Source organism: Pseudoalteromonas sp. S16_S37 (assembly GCF_014694405.1).
Taxonomy (GTDB): Bacteria; Pseudomonadota; Gammaproteobacteria; order Enterobacterales; family Alteromonadaceae; genus Pseudoalteromonas.
In genome coordinates this window covers 62,154-82,494 of sequence record NZ_JAAUWV010000009.1, presented here as the reverse complement: position 1 = coordinate 82,494, position 20,341 = coordinate 62,154, and the positions used below count along the sequence as shown (strand labels likewise).

17 protein-coding genes and 1 CRISPR repeat array are annotated in these 20,341 nt (G+C 43.7%); of the genes, 9 read left to right on the top strand and 8 right to left on the bottom strand.

The window, feature by feature from the left end; translation table 11 throughout:
* Positions 1 to 8: 8 nt before the first annotated feature.
* The 4 genes from cas3 to HC733_RS06690 all read right to left on the bottom strand — a co-directional run bounded on the left by cas3 (position 9) and on the right by HC733_RS06690 (position 5,979).
* Positions 9 to 2,861, bottom strand: a complete 2,853-nt coding sequence (gene cas3 / locus HC733_RS06705) for a CRISPR-associated helicase Cas3' (RefSeq protein WP_190364281.1) — start codon at positions 2,859 to 2,861, stop codon at positions 9 to 11.
* 112 nt (positions 2,862 to 2,973) lie between these two features.
* Entirely contained in the window at positions 2,974 to 3,807 is an 834-nt protein-coding gene (locus HC733_RS06700; protein ID WP_190364280.1) for a helix-turn-helix transcriptional regulator, read from the bottom strand.
* A 140-nt stretch (positions 3,808 to 3,947) separates the two neighbouring features.
* Positions 3,948 to 4,538, bottom strand: coding sequence for a Uma2 family endonuclease (locus tag HC733_RS06695; RefSeq protein WP_190364279.1), 591 nt, complete (start codon positions 4,536 to 4,538; stop codon positions 3,948 to 3,950).
* A 91-nt stretch (positions 4,539 to 4,629) separates the two neighbouring features.
* A CRISPR array of direct repeats spans positions 4,630 to 4,903; the repeat unit is 29 nt; unit sequence CGGTTCAGCCCCGTGTGTACGGGGAACAC.
* Positions 4,904 to 5,112: 209 nt separating this feature from the next.
* Entirely contained in the window at positions 5,113 to 5,979 is an 867-nt protein-coding gene (locus HC733_RS06690; protein WP_190364278.1) for a GyrI-like domain-containing protein, read from the bottom strand.
* Positions 5,980 to 6,195: 216 nt separating this feature from the next.
* Here HC733_RS06690 and HC733_RS06685 point away from each other — a divergent pair, with 216 nt between their 5' ends.
* Complete coding sequence (locus tag HC733_RS06685; protein ID WP_190364277.1) at positions 6,196 to 6,636, top strand: DoxX family protein; 441 nt, start codon at positions 6,196 to 6,198, stop codon at positions 6,634 to 6,636.
* 30 nt (positions 6,637 to 6,666) lie between these two features.
* On the opposite strand, the gene HC733_RS06680 is transcribed toward HC733_RS06685, so the two are convergent.
* The gene (locus tag HC733_RS06680) at positions 6,667 to 7,557 is read right to left on the bottom strand and encodes a hypothetical protein (protein ID WP_190364276.1); all 891 of its coding nucleotides are present in this window, start codon (positions 7,555 to 7,557) and stop codon (positions 6,667 to 6,669) included.
* A gap of 264 nt (positions 7,558 to 7,821) precedes the next feature.
* Here HC733_RS06680 and HC733_RS06675 point away from each other — a divergent pair, with 264 nt between their 5' ends.
* The 7 genes from HC733_RS06675 (at position 7,822) to HC733_RS06645 (ending at position 17,751) form a co-directional block, all read left to right on the top strand.
* Entirely contained in the window at positions 7,822 to 9,072 is a 1,251-nt protein-coding gene (locus HC733_RS06675) for an efflux RND transporter periplasmic adaptor subunit (RefSeq protein ID WP_190364275.1), read from the top strand.
* Positions 9,073 to 9,081: 9 nt separating this feature from the next.
* Positions 9,082 to 9,810, top strand: a complete 729-nt coding sequence (locus HC733_RS06670; protein ID WP_190364274.1) for an ABC transporter ATP-binding protein — start codon at positions 9,082 to 9,084, stop codon at positions 9,808 to 9,810.
* A 10-nt stretch (positions 9,811 to 9,820) separates the two neighbouring features.
* Positions 9,821 to 12,256: an ABC transporter permease gene (locus tag HC733_RS06665; protein ID WP_190364273.1), complete on the top strand. Its 2,436-nt coding sequence runs from the start codon at positions 9,821 to 9,823 to the stop codon at positions 12,254 to 12,256.
* A 99-nt stretch (positions 12,257 to 12,355) separates the two neighbouring features.
* Positions 12,356 to 13,735 carry a sigma-54-dependent transcriptional regulator gene (locus tag HC733_RS06660; RefSeq protein WP_190364272.1) on the top strand — a complete coding sequence of 460 codons (1,380 nt, stop codon included), beginning with the start codon at positions 12,356 to 12,358 and terminating at the stop codon, positions 13,733 to 13,735.
* A 22-nt stretch (positions 13,736 to 13,757) separates the two neighbouring features.
* The gene (locus HC733_RS06655; protein WP_190364271.1) at positions 13,758 to 15,086 is read left to right on the top strand and encodes a sensor histidine kinase; all 1,329 of its coding nucleotides are present in this window, start codon (positions 13,758 to 13,760) and stop codon (positions 15,084 to 15,086) included.
* A 128-nt stretch (positions 15,087 to 15,214) separates the two neighbouring features.
* Entirely contained in the window at positions 15,215 to 17,008 is a 1,794-nt protein-coding gene (locus HC733_RS06650) for a glycoside hydrolase family 3 N-terminal domain-containing protein (protein WP_446727621.1), read from the top strand.
* An 8-nt stretch (positions 17,009 to 17,016) separates the two neighbouring features.
* Positions 17,017 to 17,751 (top strand): 5-oxoprolinase subunit PxpA, encoded by a 735-nt coding sequence (locus tag HC733_RS06645; RefSeq protein ID WP_190364270.1) that lies wholly within the window; start codon positions 17,017 to 17,019, stop codon positions 17,749 to 17,751.
* Positions 17,752 to 17,759: 8 nt separating this feature from the next.
* Here the strand turns inward: HC733_RS06645 and HC733_RS06640 are convergent, their stop codons facing one another.
* The 3 genes from HC733_RS06640 to HC733_RS06630 form a co-directional block, all read right to left on the bottom strand.
* Entirely contained in the window at positions 17,760 to 18,110 is a 351-nt protein-coding gene (locus HC733_RS06640) for a cupin domain-containing protein (RefSeq protein WP_190364269.1), read from the bottom strand.
* A gap of 69 nt (positions 18,111 to 18,179) precedes the next feature.
* The gene (locus tag HC733_RS06635) at positions 18,180 to 18,905 is read right to left on the bottom strand and encodes a YebC/PmpR family DNA-binding transcriptional regulator (protein WP_190364268.1); all 726 of its coding nucleotides are present in this window, start codon (positions 18,903 to 18,905) and stop codon (positions 18,180 to 18,182) included.
* Positions 18,906 to 18,996: 91 nt separating this feature from the next.
* Positions 18,997 to 19,632: an HAD family hydrolase gene (locus tag HC733_RS06630; RefSeq protein ID WP_446727618.1), complete on the bottom strand. Its 636-nt coding sequence runs from the start codon at positions 19,630 to 19,632 to the stop codon at positions 18,997 to 18,999.
* Positions 19,633 to 20,092: 460 nt separating this feature from the next.
* Here HC733_RS06630 and HC733_RS06625 point away from each other — a divergent pair, with 460 nt between their 5' ends.
* The gene (locus tag HC733_RS06625; protein WP_190364267.1) at positions 20,093 to 20,332 is read left to right on the top strand and encodes a hypothetical protein; all 240 of its coding nucleotides are present in this window, start codon (positions 20,093 to 20,095) and stop codon (positions 20,330 to 20,332) included.
* Positions 20,333 to 20,341: the final 9 nt, after the last annotated feature.

Sequence of the window (20,341 nt, the reverse complement as noted above, 5' to 3'; positions counted from 1 at the left end):
GAAAGGTGTCACTCACTAACCTCGATAAGTCCTTTGAAATTATCGTACAAAAACTTCTCATCACTTCCTTGCAACCAACATTGCTTGTATTTGAGTGAAGGGTTGCTCTCTATCAACTCTACCAACTGTTCATCATACTCACTCGGTACAGGCACCAGCTTTTTTGCGATGCTGTTTTGATCGACCCGAATTTCACTATGCTGTAGCAGGTGCTTCTTAGTTAAACCCTCTGCATAAAATGCAAGTCGTCCATCGCTTGTGCGCTTTAACACCACAATTTGAACGCTCACTCTGTCACTGTATCTGGTGTTGATCTCTAGTTCTTCACCCATCCAAACATTACCAGCTTGGCGACAATACCCCTTTTGCCAATCCTGTTTCTGCAAAGTCGCCTGATTTTCCATCGCTCGTGTTTGCGCTTGATATTCACTGTGGTAACAGTCAAGGTTGGCTGGCCGAGTTTTTAGCGCTGCCTGACTGTAGACACTTTCAACAAGATCACGCGCATCGCCCGGCAAATACAACCCGCCTTTCTCTTTTAGTACTTTTTGCGTTAACCAAATAATGGCAGGGCTTCGATAAACAGCAGCCGTCCCGGAATGGGTTTTGTGTAGCCAGTCCTTTTCGGGCTCGTTTTGCCACTCAGGGCAAAACACCTTCAAAACAGCTGGGGAACGTTTATCTTCTGACAGCGCGGGTTGGTAATTGCCGTGTTCATCGCGGATATGGCGTCTAAGTCGGCCTGCACGCTGAATTAAATCGTCAATGGGGCAAATATCACTGAGCATAAAATCACAGTCCGCATCGATTGATTCTTGGAATACCTGAGTGGAAATTAATATTTGCCCCTGCCTTTGCTGCGTAGAGCTTTGCTTACCTAGCCTGCCAAGTACCTCTTTTTCCTTTTGCTTTCTGTCGTATAAAGTAAAGCGACTATGAAACAAAGTAATATGTGTTTGCGGGTAGCGTTCTGCGAGTAAAGCATATGCTTGCTGCGCATCTGCAACCGTATTACGCACCCAAACAACGGTCTCGCCGCGTGATGCTCTCAACAGTATCTCTTCAATACAGGCCTGCTCGCAGTGGATAAACTCAACCTGCACAGATTTGTGATTTCTTGGCAAACTTGCAACTAGTTGCTCGTTTAATTTGCCTTGTTCATTTATCCAAGTTGCTAATGGAAAGCCTGTTTGTTGAGTGTACTCGGGAGATTCAAGACCAAGCTCTTCTTGCCAGATCTGACAGAGTCTGTTGCGCCTTTCCAGCGGCAAGGTTGCGGTAAGCAGGATCACACTGCCTCCAAATCGTAAATGAATACGTAGCAAATCTTCCAGCAGAGTGAACATATACTGATCTGCGGCATGCACTTCATCCAGTATCAATACTTTACGAAACAAGCCATGAAAACGTAGCGTGCTGTGTTTAGAGGCTAAAACTGACAGCAAAGGCTGATCAATCGTGCCAACGCCAGCATGAGCGAGCAACGCCTTCTTTTTAGAGTCAGCATACCAAGCATGGCAAGCCTGACTTGCCGTTTCATCGGCTTGGCCATACTCAAGATCGGGTAATTGCTCTGTGACCAGCGAATCCTGATAGGTATCGTCCATCATGCTCGCGCCATGCGCTAATACCAGACTGGCTTTTTTGCCGTCAACGGACATCATTTGCCCGTAATGCTGTGCAATACGATGGTACATGGCGCTAGAGGTAGCCATAGTCGGTAAGCCAAAATAGAAACCATCTGCGGCCTTTGCCTGCATTAAACGATGTAGCAAGATAAGCGCCGCCTCGGTTTTGCCCGCGCCTGTTACATCTTCCAGAATAAATAACTGTGGTGAAGAGCCAACAGGCACTTGCTCAGCAAACGACTGCAACGGAGTTGGTGTACTGAAGCCAAAATGTTTAGCGGTTGACTCATAAGGGAAAACCTCAACTTGCCCAGTCAGCTGCCTGTCTGAAAGAGCTTTATGCGCCTGTTTTGTAGCTTCAAACCAGTAAGTTTGTAAAGCCATCGGCTCAGAGTGATATGCAAAATACTGCGTGTCAGAACCCAGCCAGTCAGCCAGAGTACACAAACCAGCAAGGTGCCAACTGGCATATCTTAGGTGATCACGCCACACTCTATCCGAAAACTTTTCTGTTGGCAGATCAATAGCGAATAGCTCAATGCAACACGCGATAAACTCTGTACAAGCTAGGTAATTTTCTTCGACACAGTAGTCTTCAACTTTGCTGCCAAACTTGTTGGCAACAACCGGCTCACCGTGATGACCAAAAACGCAATTTAGCATAACGCGAAGCGAATCTATCTTTTTAAAGGCTTGCGTTACCTCGTCCGCTGCGCCTTTAATTTGCTTGGCGCAGGTTTTCCAAAAATGATGTCCCAAACCATCATGTCGGGCGTCCTTTGCACAGTAGGGTTCTTTCGACTTTTTCTGGCTCAATTCACTGCCTTGAAACTCAGCCAAATTTTGAAATGCAGCAGAAAACTTACCTAAATCATGAATGGAAACAAAGAAACCAACGAGTGACTTAAGCTGTGGAATAGATAACCCCAGAAACTCGGACAAATCTTGAGTAAATTGTTTGTTTAGGTCTAAATAGGTCAACGCAACCGCTGCTACATCAAGGCTATGAAATACAAGTAGATGATAACGGTGAAAAGTTTCGCTCGGCCTGACAATTTGCCAACTTTTTTTGTTTGCAAGCGCCTGTAGGTGTTCGACAGATTTAACGCCTTTATACCGCTCAACGATATTTTGTAACGGTTCACCATTTATCTCACTCATACAGTAATCAACTTCGAGTGGCTTTCTGGCTTTACCCCAGTATTTGAACATTAAACTGTTTAAATCTGTCATGTTGCTCTAGTCCTTGCTTCCAATAAACTCAGATTACGCTTTGAATAACTTACCGACAATCCTGCGATTACAACCAGTAAAAAATTTAGCAGGTTCGCCCATTTCTAATTTTTCACCCATTCCACAAATGCCCCCTTGCGCTTAATTCTCGGTAGCATTCTGGGACTATCACGATTTGCTGTGCTTCTGGATTTGGGTGTTGAAAATCAAGACGTAAGATGGAGATTAAATAGTTGATAAGTGCTGCATTGGTGACAATGGTGGCTCGTTGGTTTTGCATATTAAAATCGCGGGCAATCACTTGCTGTGCATAATGCGATAAACGCGGATCTGGCATAATTACTAATTCAACAGGTGTTTGCCAACTCACATCGTCTTGCTGGCTCATTTTAGCTTTACACTTGTAATCCAATTCAGCTGATAAAATACGCGATAACGAAAAATCTCTATATGAGTCTGAAGCCTCACAATAAGCACGTAAATGAAAACGCAATCCTGTATTGACCAGACTGTGCGGGCGAATGATGCGCTCGGTTTCGCTATTATGCTTAATTGATTGATAGCGTATATCAAGGGCGGATAGTTTACGGCACGCAGTGAGGATTGGCCGCAGTAACTGTGGCTCAAGTTTGCGATTTGGCAGGGGTAATACGCTTAAATGATTTTGCGTAAGTTGATGCACATGTGGTTCAGCAACGCGCTGCGTGTACTCGGTAAAGTTTTCGGAAATTAATTGGGGTGTAAAGGGGCTTGCCAAACAATGTGCTTTTTCAGACTCATCGTAATATAGATCTAGCGCTTGTTCATCTATAAACCGATTTAAATATTTACTCGCACTAGGGCGAGAAAGTCCAAATTTATGTTGAAATAATCCTGTTTGAATCTGCCCTTCCCAAAGCAATAGCGCTTCGAAATAGCGAAAATAGTCGTCTTCCTTGGTTGCCATACTATGCTCCATCAAAAGTTAATTTAATGTAGCATAAACGTATTTTGTTTTCTTGATTTATATCACTTTAGGGTTTTAGGGGTTTGAAATGTTCTGGTGAGGCTTTGAATGACAAGCTAAATATTGAACTTGTAACCTAGTTAGGAGCTCGTTTTCTGCTGCTCTAAAAATAATAAAACGTCCTCATTTTGAACACGGCGATATAGATCGGCTACAGAGATTTCGCAGTCTATTGAGTTTAAGGTAAACACTTCACCTAAAAAATAGTGTGTAGAGCGCCAGTCATCACTCTTTCTATATACGGTGATATCTGCAACATCTTGTTCGATCACTACGTATTCTTCTAACGTGGGAATATTGATGTACTCAAGTAATTTAACTTTTTCGTCCATTTTTCGGGTTGAACGGGAAATTACTTCCACAATAACAATCGGAGTGGTTGTGAAATAAGGCTCTGATTCATCAAAATGACAATCCACCGACACATCGGGGTAGTAAAAATTATCACGTACGCGCACTTTCATATCTGAACCGAAAGGTTCACACGGTGACCCTTCAAGGTGATTACCCAGCTTTCTTGCCATATTTTGACAAATCCGCTCATGATTAGCACTGGCACCTGCCATTGCATACACTTGCCCATCGATCAGCTCATGTTTAACAGCGCTCTTCAGTTCTCCAAGTAAGTAGGCTTCTGGGGACAAAGCATCATTATTTTTAGCAATTGGCATGCAAACTCCTAAGGTTCTGTTATGAGTTATTGCGATTAAACCCTGTACTTACGATACGTTTATATTATACCCATAGCGTTCCCATTGGAAACGATTTAACCCCGTGGGTACGGGGAACACTTTAGTCCGTCTCTATAGCGCTCAACGTTACCGCGGTTCAGCCCCGTGTGTACGGGGAACACTTGCGCAAACACCTCTGCCTTTGATGTTGAGTCGGTTCAGCCCCGTGTGTACGGGGAACACAGAATATATGGATTTAGAAGAACAGATCGAAACGGTTCAGCCCCGTGTGTACGGGGAACACCCTCCCATAATTATCTATATTGCAATATTTTTCGGTTCAGCCCCGTGTGTACGGGGAACACTCTAAATATACATGATTGTTTTATATAGTAAAAAATATGTCTGTGAAATGTACCAACTTCTTAAAGAACATATTTAAGGTTTTTATAAAACCTAAAACTCAACCTTATCAATAAGGAAATAAAGTGTAAATTTAAAACCCACAAATTGTAGCAATACAAACACTGTAACCCCCCTTTACACTTATCTCCACTTACAACCAGCCTATTTATCACACCAATGGCAGATACACCTCGGTGCGTAAATCACATTCGTCTACTTCATGAATAAGATTTAGGTATTCAAAAAATACGGGGTGGTCGCCAAGCGCTTCTTGGCTTTGCGGTAACCATTTTTCGTATAAAGCGTAAATGGTGTTTTCTAAAGAGTCGTGACTACCAATGTGGGTGGCTTTTGCGCAGCGCATGGCGGGGATGGCACCTGCTTTTACGCCAAATGCGTTGTCGGGTATGGTGGTACTGTTATGGGGCAGAGAGCCGCATATTTTAAATCTAAAATCCGATTCAGCCATGGTATTTGGGTCGCCATTGGGAATGCCAAAGGTACGACAGTGCACAATAGGTGAGCACTGGCTTTGTCTACGCCAAGCAACAAACTGGCCTGCACTTTCGTATACGCGTTGAGGACCGCCACAGTGGGTTAAGTATGCAATGGGCGTGTGGGAAAATTCGACTATCGACACATCTAAACTACCTTTGCTATCTGGCAAAGTGAGTTCATAGACTCGATACCAGTTTGGCCAATCTGGATTTTGTCTAAACTGACTTGGCGTTTGCGAAAAGGTGCGTTTAAATGCGCGAGAGAACGCTTCACTGCTATCAAATTGCGCCTCTAAGGCGATGTCGATAATTTTCATATCCAGCTCAAACGCCAGTTGAAAGGAGGCTCTTTTTAACCGAGCTAATTGTAAGAACTTAATCACGCTTACACCGGTATAGGCTAAAAATACGCGATGAAAGTGGTATCGAGACAATGCCGCCACCTCACTGAGTTGCGCTAAGTCAAGCTGGCCATCTAAGTGATGAGCAATGTAATCGCATACTCTTTTAATTCGGCGCTCTAAAGACTCTTTACACACTTTGTTTCCCCCACTGCTCTTCAAAAACGCATAGTATGGTTAGGTTGATTGTAAATGTCTTGATTGAAATTGCTGTAATACTTTTTTCAAATAAAAATTCTATTTAAAAGAATGATAACTGCTGAATATACTAATTTTAATCCACCAATAAGAATATAAACTTATTTCATCAGTCACCTAAAACTGACTTAACAACTTACTTATTGAGGAACGACTATGAACATCATTAATCCATTTGTAAACAACACCCTTTTTGCTAACGCATCGGTATTATTGGCACGTTTTGGTTTATCGGCCATTTTCATTTTGGCTGGCTTAAACAAAATCCAATATTTTGATGGCAATGCCCAATACATGGCATCAGCAGGGTTGCCTGCAGAGCTATTACCATTAGTGATTGCTTTTGAGCTTATTGGTGGTGTGTTTATTCTTACAGGGCTACTGAGCAGAGTAACGGCGCTGGCATTTGCAGGTTTTAGTGTAGTAAGCGCGGTGCTATTTCATGCAAATTTGGCCGACCAAATGCAATTTATTATGTTCTTTAAAAATATTGCCATGGCGGGCGGTTTTTTAATGCTAGCAGCGCATGGGGCGGGTCAATGGAGTATCGATCAGGTGCTAAGCAACAAAGTAAGCACACAAAAACAAGCTGCTTAACGTTTATCCGAGTTGTGTAGAGTAGAGCCCTCATAATGAGGGCATTACGCATTGTTGCAGCGGCTGGTAGAGGTAGCGGGCAACTTGCAAGGTGTCTCGGGTGCGTATACTCATAAAAGGATTGTTGATTTTGAGCACTTTGCGATCAGATAAATGACTCTTCAACAGTGCCTGTGCAATGATAGGGTTAGCCTGCCAACGCTTTTCAAAGCTGCCATCTTCTATCGCTTTTTCTAGTCCATAGGTAAGGCGTTTTCTTAATCTATGATTGTCTTTATTAACAAAAAAATACATCACAGTGGGATAACACAGTGCAAAGTTGGCTTCTACAACCAAATCTGCTCTATTGGCTATTTCGCTCCATGGTTCGTGCAAAGCACGCGGAAACAAATCAAAGCGCTTATGTGCCAACATGTCATGCAAATGAGAGCCGTCACTGGTGGCAACATCAATATCGTTCCTTTCATATATTTTGGTGTCGGGCCAATCAATACCACTACCAAACGAATATTGCTTTAGCTTCTGAGCGTTCTGTATGTTGGCAAAAATCTGTACATTGTCTTTGTGGATCAAAAACAAGCGCGCGCCCATTAAACCACGCATGAGAGGAACATATACCGTACCAAGCTGTTGTTCTCGCTCAATTGAAGTAACACTCCAATGCACATCTAAAATATCTTTGTTTGCGAGCAAGTCCAGTGTTCTGCCCTGAGGCGCCTCATCAAGTGATAGCGGTATAAGTTGGTAATCACCATATTTATGCGCGCTTTTTTCTAACGCTAATTGCAACACAGATAGGTAGTACGCTTGCTTTGGGTCGTACATATGCTGTGCAATATTGTAACGCACCGTGTCAGTGGCTTTCGCCAATGAGCAAAAAAGCCCAACTAGAACATAACTTAATACAGTGAGGTAACGCACCAAAATCCCTTATCTGAGCCACTAATTTTTATGCTTAATACATATGAGCGCAACTGTACCGTGAAAGCCAAGTGATCTCTACCCTATTTGGCATTACTCGTGGTCATGATATCAGTCTCAACTTTGGGATCTGTCTCATTCCCAGTCCCACTTTTGGGATTCAAAAAACAAAAACAAAAATAAATCATTAAATTTCAATATCTTGAAGTTTGGCACAGTGTCTGCAATCAAAGCTCATCATCATGAATTTTATTAGGAGCTTTCATGGACATTGCTATATCAGCAAAAAAGACCACGCCTATGCATAAATATATCTTGGCATGTGTCGCAATCGTAATAATGCTTTTTGCTGCATACCAGCTTTGGCAGTTTGGTCGCGCCGAGCTGACGCTAAAAGCCGACTCTTTGGTGATCAGCCAAGTTCAACGAGGTGACTTTACCGTTACTGTACGTGGCAACGGTGTATTAGTGCCCGAAAAAGTACAGTGGCTATCGGCCAGCGGTGACGCCAAGGTTGAAGCACTGCTATACAAACCAGGCCAACAAGTACGCCAAGGTGATGAGATAGTACGCCTCACTAACCCGCGTTTAGAGCAAGAACTGGGTGAAGCCAAGTGGGAACTTTCTGCATTAGAAGCCGAGCACAAAGCCAGTGACTTAGCAGAGCAAGCAGCAATCGCAAAGCAGCGCTCAGACATACTTAACGCACAAATGGCACTCGCTGGCGCAGAGCACGAATATCAAGCGCACCAAGAGTTAATTGCAACAGGTGCGGTGTCTAAACTGGATTTTCAGCGCGCTAAAATTGCGCTTGAACAAGCACAGCAAGCTTTACGCTCTGCCAAAGTGCAAATGACCGAATCAACCAAAAGCTGGCAAGCACAACAACACGCCCGCTTTGCTCGGCTAAATCAATTAAAAAACCGAGTATCGCGCATTCAAACACAAGTGAACGAACTCACCGTACGCGCTTCTATCGATAGCATTATTTTAGCGCTCCCCGTAGAGGTCGGTCAGCACGTGAGCATGGGCAGTAATATTGCCAAGCTTGCCAACCAAAATGCGTTAATTGCTGAGCTACAAATTCCAGAAATTCAAATTCAACAAATCGCAGTAGGCCAAAAGGTCACCATTGATACTCAAAACAATCAAGTGCTTGGCCACATTACCCGTATTGACCCCGAGGTTGTGCAAGGCAATGTTCAAGTTGATGTTGCGTTTACCCAACCACTGCCCAGTGATGCACGTCCAGCGCTCAGTGTTAACGGCGAGATAGTCATTGCACAGCTAAGCGATACCTTATACGTGTCACGCCCCCTGTTTTCACAAAGTCAGACCCAATCCAGTATTTACAAACTAAGTTCAGATGGTTTAATGGCTGAGCGCACAGCAGTACAGCTAGGTTTAGGGTCTGTCAGTTATGTACAAATCATTCAAGGCCTTCAAGAGGGCGATCAGGTTGTCACCTCTGATCCAAGCCGCTTTGAAAGCTACACTCAATTTAGAATCAATTAGGAAAGCATCATGACTCAATGTGTATTACAACTGAAAAACCTAAGCAAAGTATTTTATTCTGACGACTTAGAAACCCATGCGCTGAACGACATATCACTGCAAGTATTTAAACAAGAATATATTGCGATATCAGGGCCTTCAGGCTCGGGTAAGTCAACCTTGCTGTCTTTGTTGGGGTTATTAGATACGCCAACGTCAGGCAGCTACCAGTTAGCAGGCCACGAGGTGAGTCAGCTCAGCAAAGCACAGCGTGCTCAGATCAGAAATAAACAGATAGGTTTTATCTTTCAGTCGTTTAATCTGATCAGCGATTTAGATGTGATGGAAAATGTGGAGTTACCACTTACCTACCGTAAAGACTTAACTAAATCGCAAATCAAGCAAATGGCTGCCGAAGCCTTAGCCAAAGTTAACATGAGCCACAGAGTTAACCATTATCCGTCTCAGTTATCTGGTGGTCAGCAGCAACGTGTCGCAATTGCGCGGGCAATTGCAGGCTCTCCCAGCCTAATTCTAGCGGACGAGCCAACTGGTAACCTCGACTCTAAAAATGCTCACGATGTATTGGCCTTGCTTGATCAGCTGCATCGCGAAGGTGCCACCATTTGTATGGTTACGCACGATCCACGTTCAGCGGAGCGTGCACAGCGTAATATCGAAGTGTTAGACGGCCGGATTATCTCTGATCACAAAACCCACACTGCTAAAGCACATGATGCTGAAGCCATCAATGTATAAGGGCTAAGTTATGAGTATTCGCAACGATATTAAATATGCCATGCGTTTATTGGCCAAAAAGCCCAGCTTTAGCGCTTTAACCGTGTTTGTAATGGCAACCGGCATTGGTTTAAGTGTTTATTTATTTTCATTTATGAACACCATGCTGTTTAAACCCCTGCCGTTTGAAGACGGTGAACATATCATTGAAATAACAACTTCGATTAATGGCAAACGTCATTTTGGAGAGTTTAATCTGCATGATTTTGCACAGGTTAAAGCTAATCTAACCAGTGTCAGCGAATTTAGTGCATATCGCAATGAAACAGTGAGCGTATCAGGTAGAGATGGTGCTCGCAGATACAGCGCCACAGATGCGCGCGCAAACATCTTCTCACTTACGCGCACAGCGCCGATTCTGGGCAGAACATTTAGCACTGAAGAAGACAAAGTGGGTGGTGAGAATGTCGCGGTTATTGGCTACGATTTATGGCAAAACCAATTTGCTGGGCAAGCTGATGTATTATCACAAAGCATTAAAATTAATGGTCTAAACCATCGCGTAATTGGGGTTATGCCAGAGGGGTATTATTTTCCGCGTCGTGCGCAGTTATGGCGCCCTTTGCGTGATAATACTGAACAAGTCACCAGAGAGCAAAATAGCTTGGTAACGGGGCTTGCACTGCGAAAACCAGGCGTTAGCATTGAGCAGATAGACCAAGAGTTGAACTTAATCATGCAGCGCCTCGCGGAGCGCTATCCTAAAACCAATTCGGGCTTAAGCGCCTATGCGTTAACCATGCATATGTCTACCGCAGATGGTGGCATGCCCGTTGTGTATGTGATGCATTTGGCCGCGGTTTTAATTTTGGTGCTCGCCTCTGTTAACGTCGGCAATTTATTACTATCAAGAGCTGTAGAACGCTCGCAAGAAACTGCCATTAGAGTGGCATTAGGTGCACCAACTGGGCGTTTATTAAGTCAATTGTTATGGGAAAGCATTTTTATCTGTGGCCTAGGAGGCCTAATTGGCTTACTTGTGATGGGCTGGGGATTAGAAGTAACTCAAACGGTCACAAACCAGTTTTTTACCGATAGACCACCATTTTGGTGGGACTTTGGCATTGATGCGTATACGCTAAAAATCTTTTTTGCCTTTTTAGTGGGGACTATTTTTGTTACTGGATTTTTACCCGCTTGGCGCAATATCAATGGCGACTTTAATGCGGTACTGCGCGATGGCACACGTGGTGCACTTGGTAAAAACGCCGGTAAGCTCAATAAAGCACTGGTGGTGGGTGAGGTGTTTTTGTCTATCACGATTTTAATCGTTGCTGCGGTGATGATCACAGCAAGCTTTAAAGCGACGTATGCCGACTATGGCGTAAACACCAGCAATAAACTGATTGGTCAGATTGCTCTGCCGCAAGAAAGCTATGCGACAGACGAGCAAAAGGTACAGTTTGTACAGGCCCTTAAAACTAAGTTAAGCACTCAAAATGCTCTGCACGATACGGTGGTTATGTCGAGGCTTCCTGGCTTTAGCGACCAACGCCCAGCCATCGCCGTTGCCACTCAAGAATATAGCCAACAGAACTTATCTAGCTACCCGCGAGCTAACCAAATTGCGGTATTACCGGGCTCTTTAAGTAATTTAGATGCACAATTGGTTGAGGGGCGTTTCTTTAGCGACTCTGACAACAAAGCCGAAAATCATACCGTAATTGTGACCGACAGCTTTGTAGAGCAATATATGACAACAACCCAGCCAATCGGCCAAAGAATACAGTTCATCAGTGAAAATGGCACAAAAGGTCCTTGGTTTACCATTGTGGGGGTAATTAAGCATATTGTTCAGAATATGCCTAACAGAGATAAAGAGATAAAAATGCCTTCAGTTTATTTACCATTTGCGCAAGCGCCACGTTCATCCTTGTTCGTTGCGGCAAACATCAATAGCGATATGGCCAGTGCTAAGATGGCGCTCACCAAAGCGGTTAATGACATCGCCCCAGAACTGCCTATTTTTGACGTTGGCAGCTTAGATGAGCGTTTATCACAACGTGTTGCACCACTGAGATTTGTGGGTGGTGTATTGATGTTGTTTGGCTTAGCTTCATTCTTGTTGGCCGCCAGTGGGATCTATGGCGTAATGGCAAATACGATTTCTCAACGCACACAAGAAATTGGTGTAAAACGCGCGTTAGGCGCGAGTGAGCAAAGGATCACCGCTGAATTTATTGCTTCAGGTACTAAGCAGTTATTGCTAGGTGCTGTACCGGGGTTAGCCATTGGTTTGGCCTTAGGATATACAATGTCGGTCCCCATTGGGGTGGAATTTATGGATGTGGCCATTGCGGCCGTAATATTAACGCTGTTACTGTCGGCGGTGGTATTACTGGCAACTTATTTGCCCACCAAACGAGCTTTGGTCAACGAGCCAGCATACGCACTGCACAATCAGTAACGGCCAATGCAGTAACACTCAATAACAAAGCGTAGTTTTTATATTTACTACGCTTTGTCGTACACTGAACTTACTTAAGCGTGTGATTAACAAATATTTATGAGCGATCCGATATTAATCATTGATGATGATGAGGGCATAAGACATGCTCTGAGCCTATTGCTGCTGGCTGAGGGTTATATGTGTTTACAAGCCAATAGCCCTACTGAGGCTAAACAGTTATTAAAAAGTAATACTATAGGCTTGGTGATCACCGATCTCAACTTTACCCAAGACACCACATCCGCTGAAGAGGGTTTGGCCTTTATCCAGCACGTAAGAGCTGATGATGAGCAAACTCCCATCATAGCGATTACAGGTTGGGGCAGCATTGAAATTGCGGTCAAAGCCATGCAGCTTGGTGCCAATGATTTTGTGCAAAAGCCATGGGAAAACGAACGGCTCTTGAACATTATTCGCACACAATTACAGCTGGCTAAAGCCAAGCAGCGCACCCAAAAACTGGCGATTCATAACCAGTTACTGCAAAACGAGCTGGGGTTTGTATCGGGCTTGATTGCCCATTCAGAGCAAATAAAAAGCGTGTTGGCCACATTATCACAAGTTGCAAAAAGTGATGTTAGCGTATTGCTTACGGGCGAAAATGGCACAGGAAAAAGCCTATTTGCGCGTTATTTACATGATCTTTCCGCGCGAAAAGATGAGCAGTTGATCAGTGTTAATATGGGGGCGGTCAGCGAGAGCTTGTTTGAAAGCGAAATGTTTGGTCATGTAAAAGGGGCCTTTACCGATGCCAAGTCGCAACGTATCGGTCGTTTTGAACTGGCCGATGAAGGGACGTTATTTTTAGACGAAATCGCCAACACCCCCTACTCACAACAAGCTAAGTTATTAAGAGTGTTAGAAGAAAAGCAGTTTGAAAAGGTCGGTGCCAGTAAAACTCAATCGGTGGATGTGCGCTTGGTCAGTGCCACCAATGCAGATCTTAATCATGCTGTGGCAAGCGGCGCATTTCGAAAAGACCTTCTATATCGTATTAATACCGTGCAAATACATATCCCTCCTTTGCGCGAACGTATTGCTGACATTTTGCCTTTAGCCCATTATTTTTTGCAGCGCGCCATTGAAAAGTACGCAGCGCAAGGACGGGTGTTAACCCCTCAGGCACAACATGCACTACAGCATTATCAATGGCCGGGTAATGTTAGAGAGCTTGGGCACTTAATGGAACGTGCACATATTCTCGCACCGAGTGAACATATTGATATTGAGCACCTCAATTTAGCGCCGACACCGCAAGTACAGGCTATAAGTAACGAAGGACAAACAAATAGTGCCCACTTACTAACTTTAAGTGAGATAGAACAGCAAACCTTAGCGCAGCGGCTTGCTCACTTTAATGGCGATGCCGTCACTGCCGCACAATCGCTTGGTCTCAGCCGAAGTACCTTTTACCGCCGTTTAAACAAAACTAACTAAGTAATCAAAGTGATGAATATAGATGCCAAAACACACACCGTATGAAAAACAACTCAGCATCATATATTTGGCAACCGCATTGCCTTTGCTGCTAATGCTTATCATCGCCATGCTCTACAGCCAAGTTTCGGTGTGGCTGATTGCATTATGCGCTCTACTTGGCGCAATTGTGATCACATGGAGCTGCATTCGAGTTAAGCAAAAAGTAGTCTACCAATTACGCACGCAAACTAATTTAATTGAGGCGCTTGCACAAGGAGATTACACCTTAAGAGCACGTGCAGGAAAAGGCGAACAAGAGCTCGCCCCCTTGTTTAACGCCATAAACCGCTTAGCACAACAACTTAGTGCGCAGCGCTGGCAATCAGCAGAGTCTCAACAACTAGTACAAACGGTATTAGAGCACATTGATGTTGCCATTTTAGCCATTGACGACAATCAGCAAATTGCCCTTTTTAACCCAGCAGCACAAACGCTGTTTTCTCTAAGCCCACACAAAATCGCTAATGCGTTACCCAAAGAGCTACATATCGTCAATCAGCTTGAAGAAGGCCAAAGTCAGGTCATAGAACTGCCAATTGCTTTACAAACAAAGCGCTATAACTTGCATGTTGAACAATACATGCGTGAGGGCAAAACATATAAGCTGGTATTTATTACCGACGTTCATTCTTTACTACGCAGTGAACAAAGGCATGCATGGCAGCGACTTATTAAGGTGATGAGTCATGAGATAAATAACTCTTTGTCGCCTATTGCCTCTATTTCACAAACCTTGGTCAAAATAGTGAATAAGCAAATTGATTCACCGATAAAAAATAGCATCACCGATAACTTAGAGTTCATTCAAAAACGCGCCAGCGATTTAGGCAAATTTATTGAAAGCTACCATCAATTAGCAAGATTACCCGAACCAAACTGCCAAGCTCACTCACTCAAAGAATTAATAGCTAACTGTCAAAAGCCATTTAATGACTGCTTATTTAACATAATTCCAAAAGACGATGTCATCTTACTTATTGATTCATGGCAATTTGAGCAGTTATTTATCAACCTATTCAAAAATGCACAAGATGCCTCTGCACAGCTCAAGCATACCTGCCAAATTGATATTGATTGGCAAATCAGCAACAAGCGAATAAGAGTACATATTTGTGACAACGGAGGCGGCATTAAAAACAGCGATAATCTATTTGTGCCCTTTTACAGCACTAAACAGCATGGCTCGGGTATCGGCTTGGTATTATGCCAACAAATTGCCGAAGCCCATCAAGGCCGATTGTCGTTGCATAACAGAGTAGATAAAACAGGCTGTTGTGCCCTACTCGATTTGCCCTACACCGCAGCTTAAGTAAAGATCATCGCCTTAAGTTATCAATCACCTTTGGTTAATGCTAAATTAGCCATCATAACGAAAATAACTATTCATTTTTTATGACGTTTTCTAGGCTTATTAAACCATTAGGTATCATTTTCGCCATGACCATGAGCAATCCATCAACCGTTTTTGCAAAGCCAGAGCTGCCGATTGAGGTACAACTAGGGCAAAAGTTAATGCTAGATTTTCGCTATTTTTGCGCTCAAGGGCAGAGTAAGACGTGCCGAGAGCCAATGACACAGTTGCCCGAACAGCTCGCCCAAGTGATCGCCAATTATCATATCGGTGGTGTTATTCTGTTTTCAGAGAACACCCACGACACACAGCAAATAGTAAATCTAAACAACCAACTGCAGGCTGCAGCTCAAAAGGCGAAATACCCTCTTCCACTGTTTATCGCAATAGACCAAGAAGGTGGGCGCGTAGCACGTATCAACCGCGAGCAAGCAACATCATTTACCGGTAATATGAGCATTGGTGCCACCTACCCTAAGCATGGAACGCATTACGCCAGCGCAGTTGCTGAAGTTATCGCTAAGGAGCTTACAAGCCTTGGTATTAACGTCAACTTTGCTCCCACTGTTGATGTTAATATGAATGCCGAAAATCCGGTGATCAATGTCCGTTCTTTTTCCGAAAACCCTGAATTGGTCGCCAAACTAGGAGCTGCGCAAGTCAAAGCCTTTGAACAACAAGGCGTGATCTCAGCACTAAAGCATTTTCCGGGTCATGGCGATACCCACGTTGATAGCCACACGGGGCTGCCAAGAGTCGACCATGATACAGACACCATTTGGCAAAATGACTTAGCCCCGTTTAAATCTGTGATTGATAGCAACCCACCGGGTATGATCATGACTGCCCATATTCAATACCCAGCGCTTGATAGCAGTACGCTTAAAAACAAGCATGGACAACAGATGCTAAAGCCCGCCACCATGTCGCGTACTATTATGCATGACTTGCTGCGCAGCAAACTTGGCTACCAAGGTGTGGTGATCACAGATGCTTTAGACATGGCGGGGATCAGTGACTTTTTTGATAGTACATCAGCGGTCATTGAAACCTTTAATGCGGGAGTAGATATCGCCCTGATGCCCCTTGCGATTCGCACACCTGATGATATCAAGCAACTAGAGCAGCTGCTTGAGTCGCTTACCCAAGCTGTTAAAAATAAAACTCTCAATCATGATGAGATAAGCGCATCAGCCAACAGGATCATTACACTCAAACAGCGTTATTTATCAAATATCGCGCCTGCTTCTAGTGCGATTGCAAAAGCGACATTAGGTAACCCCGGACATCGAAAACTTGAAGCAGAGCTTGCTCTGGCGGCCATCACGCAAGTAAAAAATGAACAGTTATTGCCTTTAAATGTAGACACTAAGAAAAAAATTCACGTTATCATGCCCGATATGCGTAAGTGTGAAGCCATGCAACAAGCACTAAGGGCATTTAGTAAAGCCCCTTTACAGATCACCTGTAATAGCTTGCAAGGGTTTGCTCCAAACTTAGCTGAGCAGCAAATTTCAGACGCTGACGTTGTCATTGCAGGCCATGCAAGCCCTCAACAAAGTGCTGTAGAAATTGGCGGGATGGAAGATGTCGCGAAGTTAGAGAAATATGCTCTGTCTCGTCAACAACAACCACAAGCACTAGAAGCCCTGCTCCGTTGGGCCAAAAAGCAAAATAAACCCACGGTGTTTATTAGTTTGCGTGCACCTTATGAAATCAAACAATTTGCGCCACTAAGCGACGCCGTATTAGCAAGCTATGCTTATAACATAGATGTTGAGACTGATAGGCAAGTGTCAGGCCCCGCTTTTACCGCACTGGCAAAAGTGATACTCGGTGTCGCACCAGCAAACGGCGTATTGCCTGTAACCATTAAATAGGACTCGTTATGCTATTAAATTGTGATTTAGGAGAGAGCTTTGGCGCTTGGAAAATGGGCTTAGATGAGCAAGCAATGGCTGTAATAGACTGTGCCAATATTGCCTGTGGGTTTCATGCAGGCGACCCTACAGTGATAGCCAAAACGCTTAAATTAGCAAAACAGCATCAAGTGATGATTGGTGCACACCCAAGCTACCCTGATTTACAAGGATTTGGTCGCCGTTCAATGAAAATGAGTGCTCAGGAGTTAACCGATACACTGCACTATCAAATTTCGGCGCTTGATGGCATGGCGCAATGCCAAGGCTTAACGCTTGCGTATGTGAAGCCCCACGGCGCTCTTTACAACGATATGATGGCCGATGAGCCACTACTTAATATCGTGATCCAAGCGATTGCAAGTTACCCGAAAGAATTAAAACTGATGGTGCTAGCTACCGCTCGTCAAAAGGAGCATCAGGCTTTAGCAGATACATTTGGCGTTAAGCTTATGTTTGAAGCATTTGCGGATAGGCTTTACACCGATAATGGCATGCTCACCCCCCGCACTCAGGCCAACGCAGTGCATGACAAAACGGCGCTGATGGCACAGGTTCGTCAATTAGCAACGCACGGTTGTGTAACAACAGAATCGGGCAAACAGCTCGCTTTAACAGCCGATACGCTATGTGTCCATGGTGATAATGAAGCCAGCATTGCACAAATCAATGAGATCAGTATTTTACTAACTCAATCAGCGTAAATCGCCCATTACTCGCTAACGAGGGTGCGGTCGCCATGGCTTGGCGGGGTTGAAATGACCAGCATGGTTAACACCTCAGAGCTGATGTTCTTCAACTGATGTGGGGTGTTAGCACTGACATGGACGCCCTGCCCGCTATGTAGTGTTAATATCTCACCATCCACATCTAAGCACGCTTGCCCTTGTAGAATATAAAAAAACTGCTCGGCAACGTGGTGAAAATGCTTTACCTCTTGTGCACCGGGAGGAACTCGCTCTTGGATCACGCTCAACCCTTTGGTTGCAGCTAGATGCCAGCCATCGCACACTTCGCCCCAGGTGTAGTGTTTAGCATTTTCGGTACTTATAACTTTGTTCATAGCTCATTCCAAATGACATATTAAAAAGCCGAGCAAGAGGCTCGGCTTTTATTAAACAGGTTGCAGCAATTAGTTTTTAACGATTGCATTGTGATAAATGTTTTGCACATCATCACAATCTTCAAGCATACCCATGAACTTTTCGAAGTTTGCGATATCATCTGGATCTGTGATTTCGATATGCGTTTGTGGCACAAACGTGATTTCATCAATCTCGAAATTGATACCATCAAATGTTTCTGTCAATGCTGTCTTCGCTTTGTAGTACTCTGTGTGTGGTGCAAATACCGACACTTTACCATCTTCTACTTCAACGTCTGTCACATCCACATCAGCCATCATCAGCGCTTCTAATACCGCTTCATCGTCGTCGCCATCAAAGCCTAGAATAGCTAAGTGATCGAACATGTGCGCAACACAGCCAGGGCTACCGATTTTTGAGTCTGTTTTAGTAAATGGTAAACGTACATCTTTAATTGTACGGTTTGGGTTATCTGTTAAACAGTCAACAATCACCATACAGTTACCAGGACCATAACCTTCGTAACGTGCTGCTGCGTAATCTTCACCTGCACCGCCTGCTGCTTTTTCGATTGCTTTTTCAATAACGTGAGCAGGTACTTGGTCTTTTTTAGCTTTATCAATTAGGCGACGTAATGACAGGTTGGTTTCAGGATCAGGGCCGCCGTTTTTTGCTACAACGTAAATTTCTTTACCATATTTTGAGTTTACTTTGGTTTTTACCGCCGCCGTTTTTGCCATGGCGTTCTTGCGGACTTCAAATGCTCTGCCCATCTTAATTCTCGTTTTATAGATTAAATTGGCGAGATTTTAACAAGACTCTCGCCATTGGGCTAGTGTTTGATAGGCATTGTCACACGCAAACCTAAGCAAAGGCTTTTACAAGCTCAGGCAGCTCTTGAAAATGACGGAGTATATGGTGTGCTTGACTTGCATAATGCGGCATATCGTTTGGCGCATATAGGCAAGATCGCATTTTGGCATTGTGCGCAGCTTGTATATCATACAAATAATCACCCACATACATACAATGAGGTGTTGAAAATTGCCATTGCTTCGCAATATGCAAAAGGGCGCTTGGATTTGGCTTTGCCGGGGCATCATCCCGAGTCAATATCAACGAGATAGGCAAATTACATTGTTCTAGCTTTAATTTTGCGGCGCGGCCAAAGTTGCGGGTCACAATAGCCATTGGAATTTGCATTTGCTCTAAGCGCTTTATGCTATCGGCAACGCCGGGTAAAAGCTGCGCATTTTGCGCATCTAGCATTTCGTGTTGATGAACGATGTTCATTGCTTCTTGGCGCATGTAGGGTGAAGGAAGTTGAGCGATAAAATCGAGCAAATCTTGCTCTGGCGAGCAACCGACTTGTGCTTTGATCAACTGAAAGTCTAAATCGGAGCTAACTAGGGTGCCGTCTAGGTCAAAGATCACACCTTTTATTGTCTGTTGGATCATGGCACTACTGTATGAGCACGCCTGTGCATTTAATTGTAACATTATTATCCCTGCCATTAGTGGCGAATGTTGTTTAACCATAGGCCACCAAGCACTATCTTGCAAAGCGCTAAGTTACCATCCCTTCAAAGTTTTCACGTTATTTAATTGCACTGATAAAAACAATAGTGATGACAATTGTAGCCGAATAGGCGGCAGATTATCTCGCATCTATTGCATTGAAGCACGTTTGTTCTTATAACGATATAAAATAATTTATATACATAATTGCAAACAAACCTCCGCAGACGCCAATAAAACGGCATGCCAACTTGTATTTTTTGAAATTATTGTCTCTATTTGGGAAATAAATTAAAAAAACAAATTTTTTTATTGATCTTTACCCGAAATTATCTTTAAAATCCCGCACTTTTTTATTTCGTGCAAAAATGTCCCAAAAAGTTGGCCTCACTTTTGCTCGTATAAATAAACCCGTTTAGCAAGAAAAAATGTGGTGAGCAGTATGGATTTTTACATCCTAAAAAAACAAGAGAAGCTTGTTGCCATTCCTGCGGATGAGCAAAATTGCAAAGAGTATTTAGATGATGGCTACTTTTATATCGATAAAGTAGCGGCATGTAACGAAAAGTCAGCTTTAAAAAGGCTTCAGGCTAAGCAAGTAAAAGCATTCAAGACACCAGCTTTATTGTTATTGCTTGTTTTACCTATAATTCTTTTCGCTTGGATGCAAATAAGCCGTTAACCAAGCACA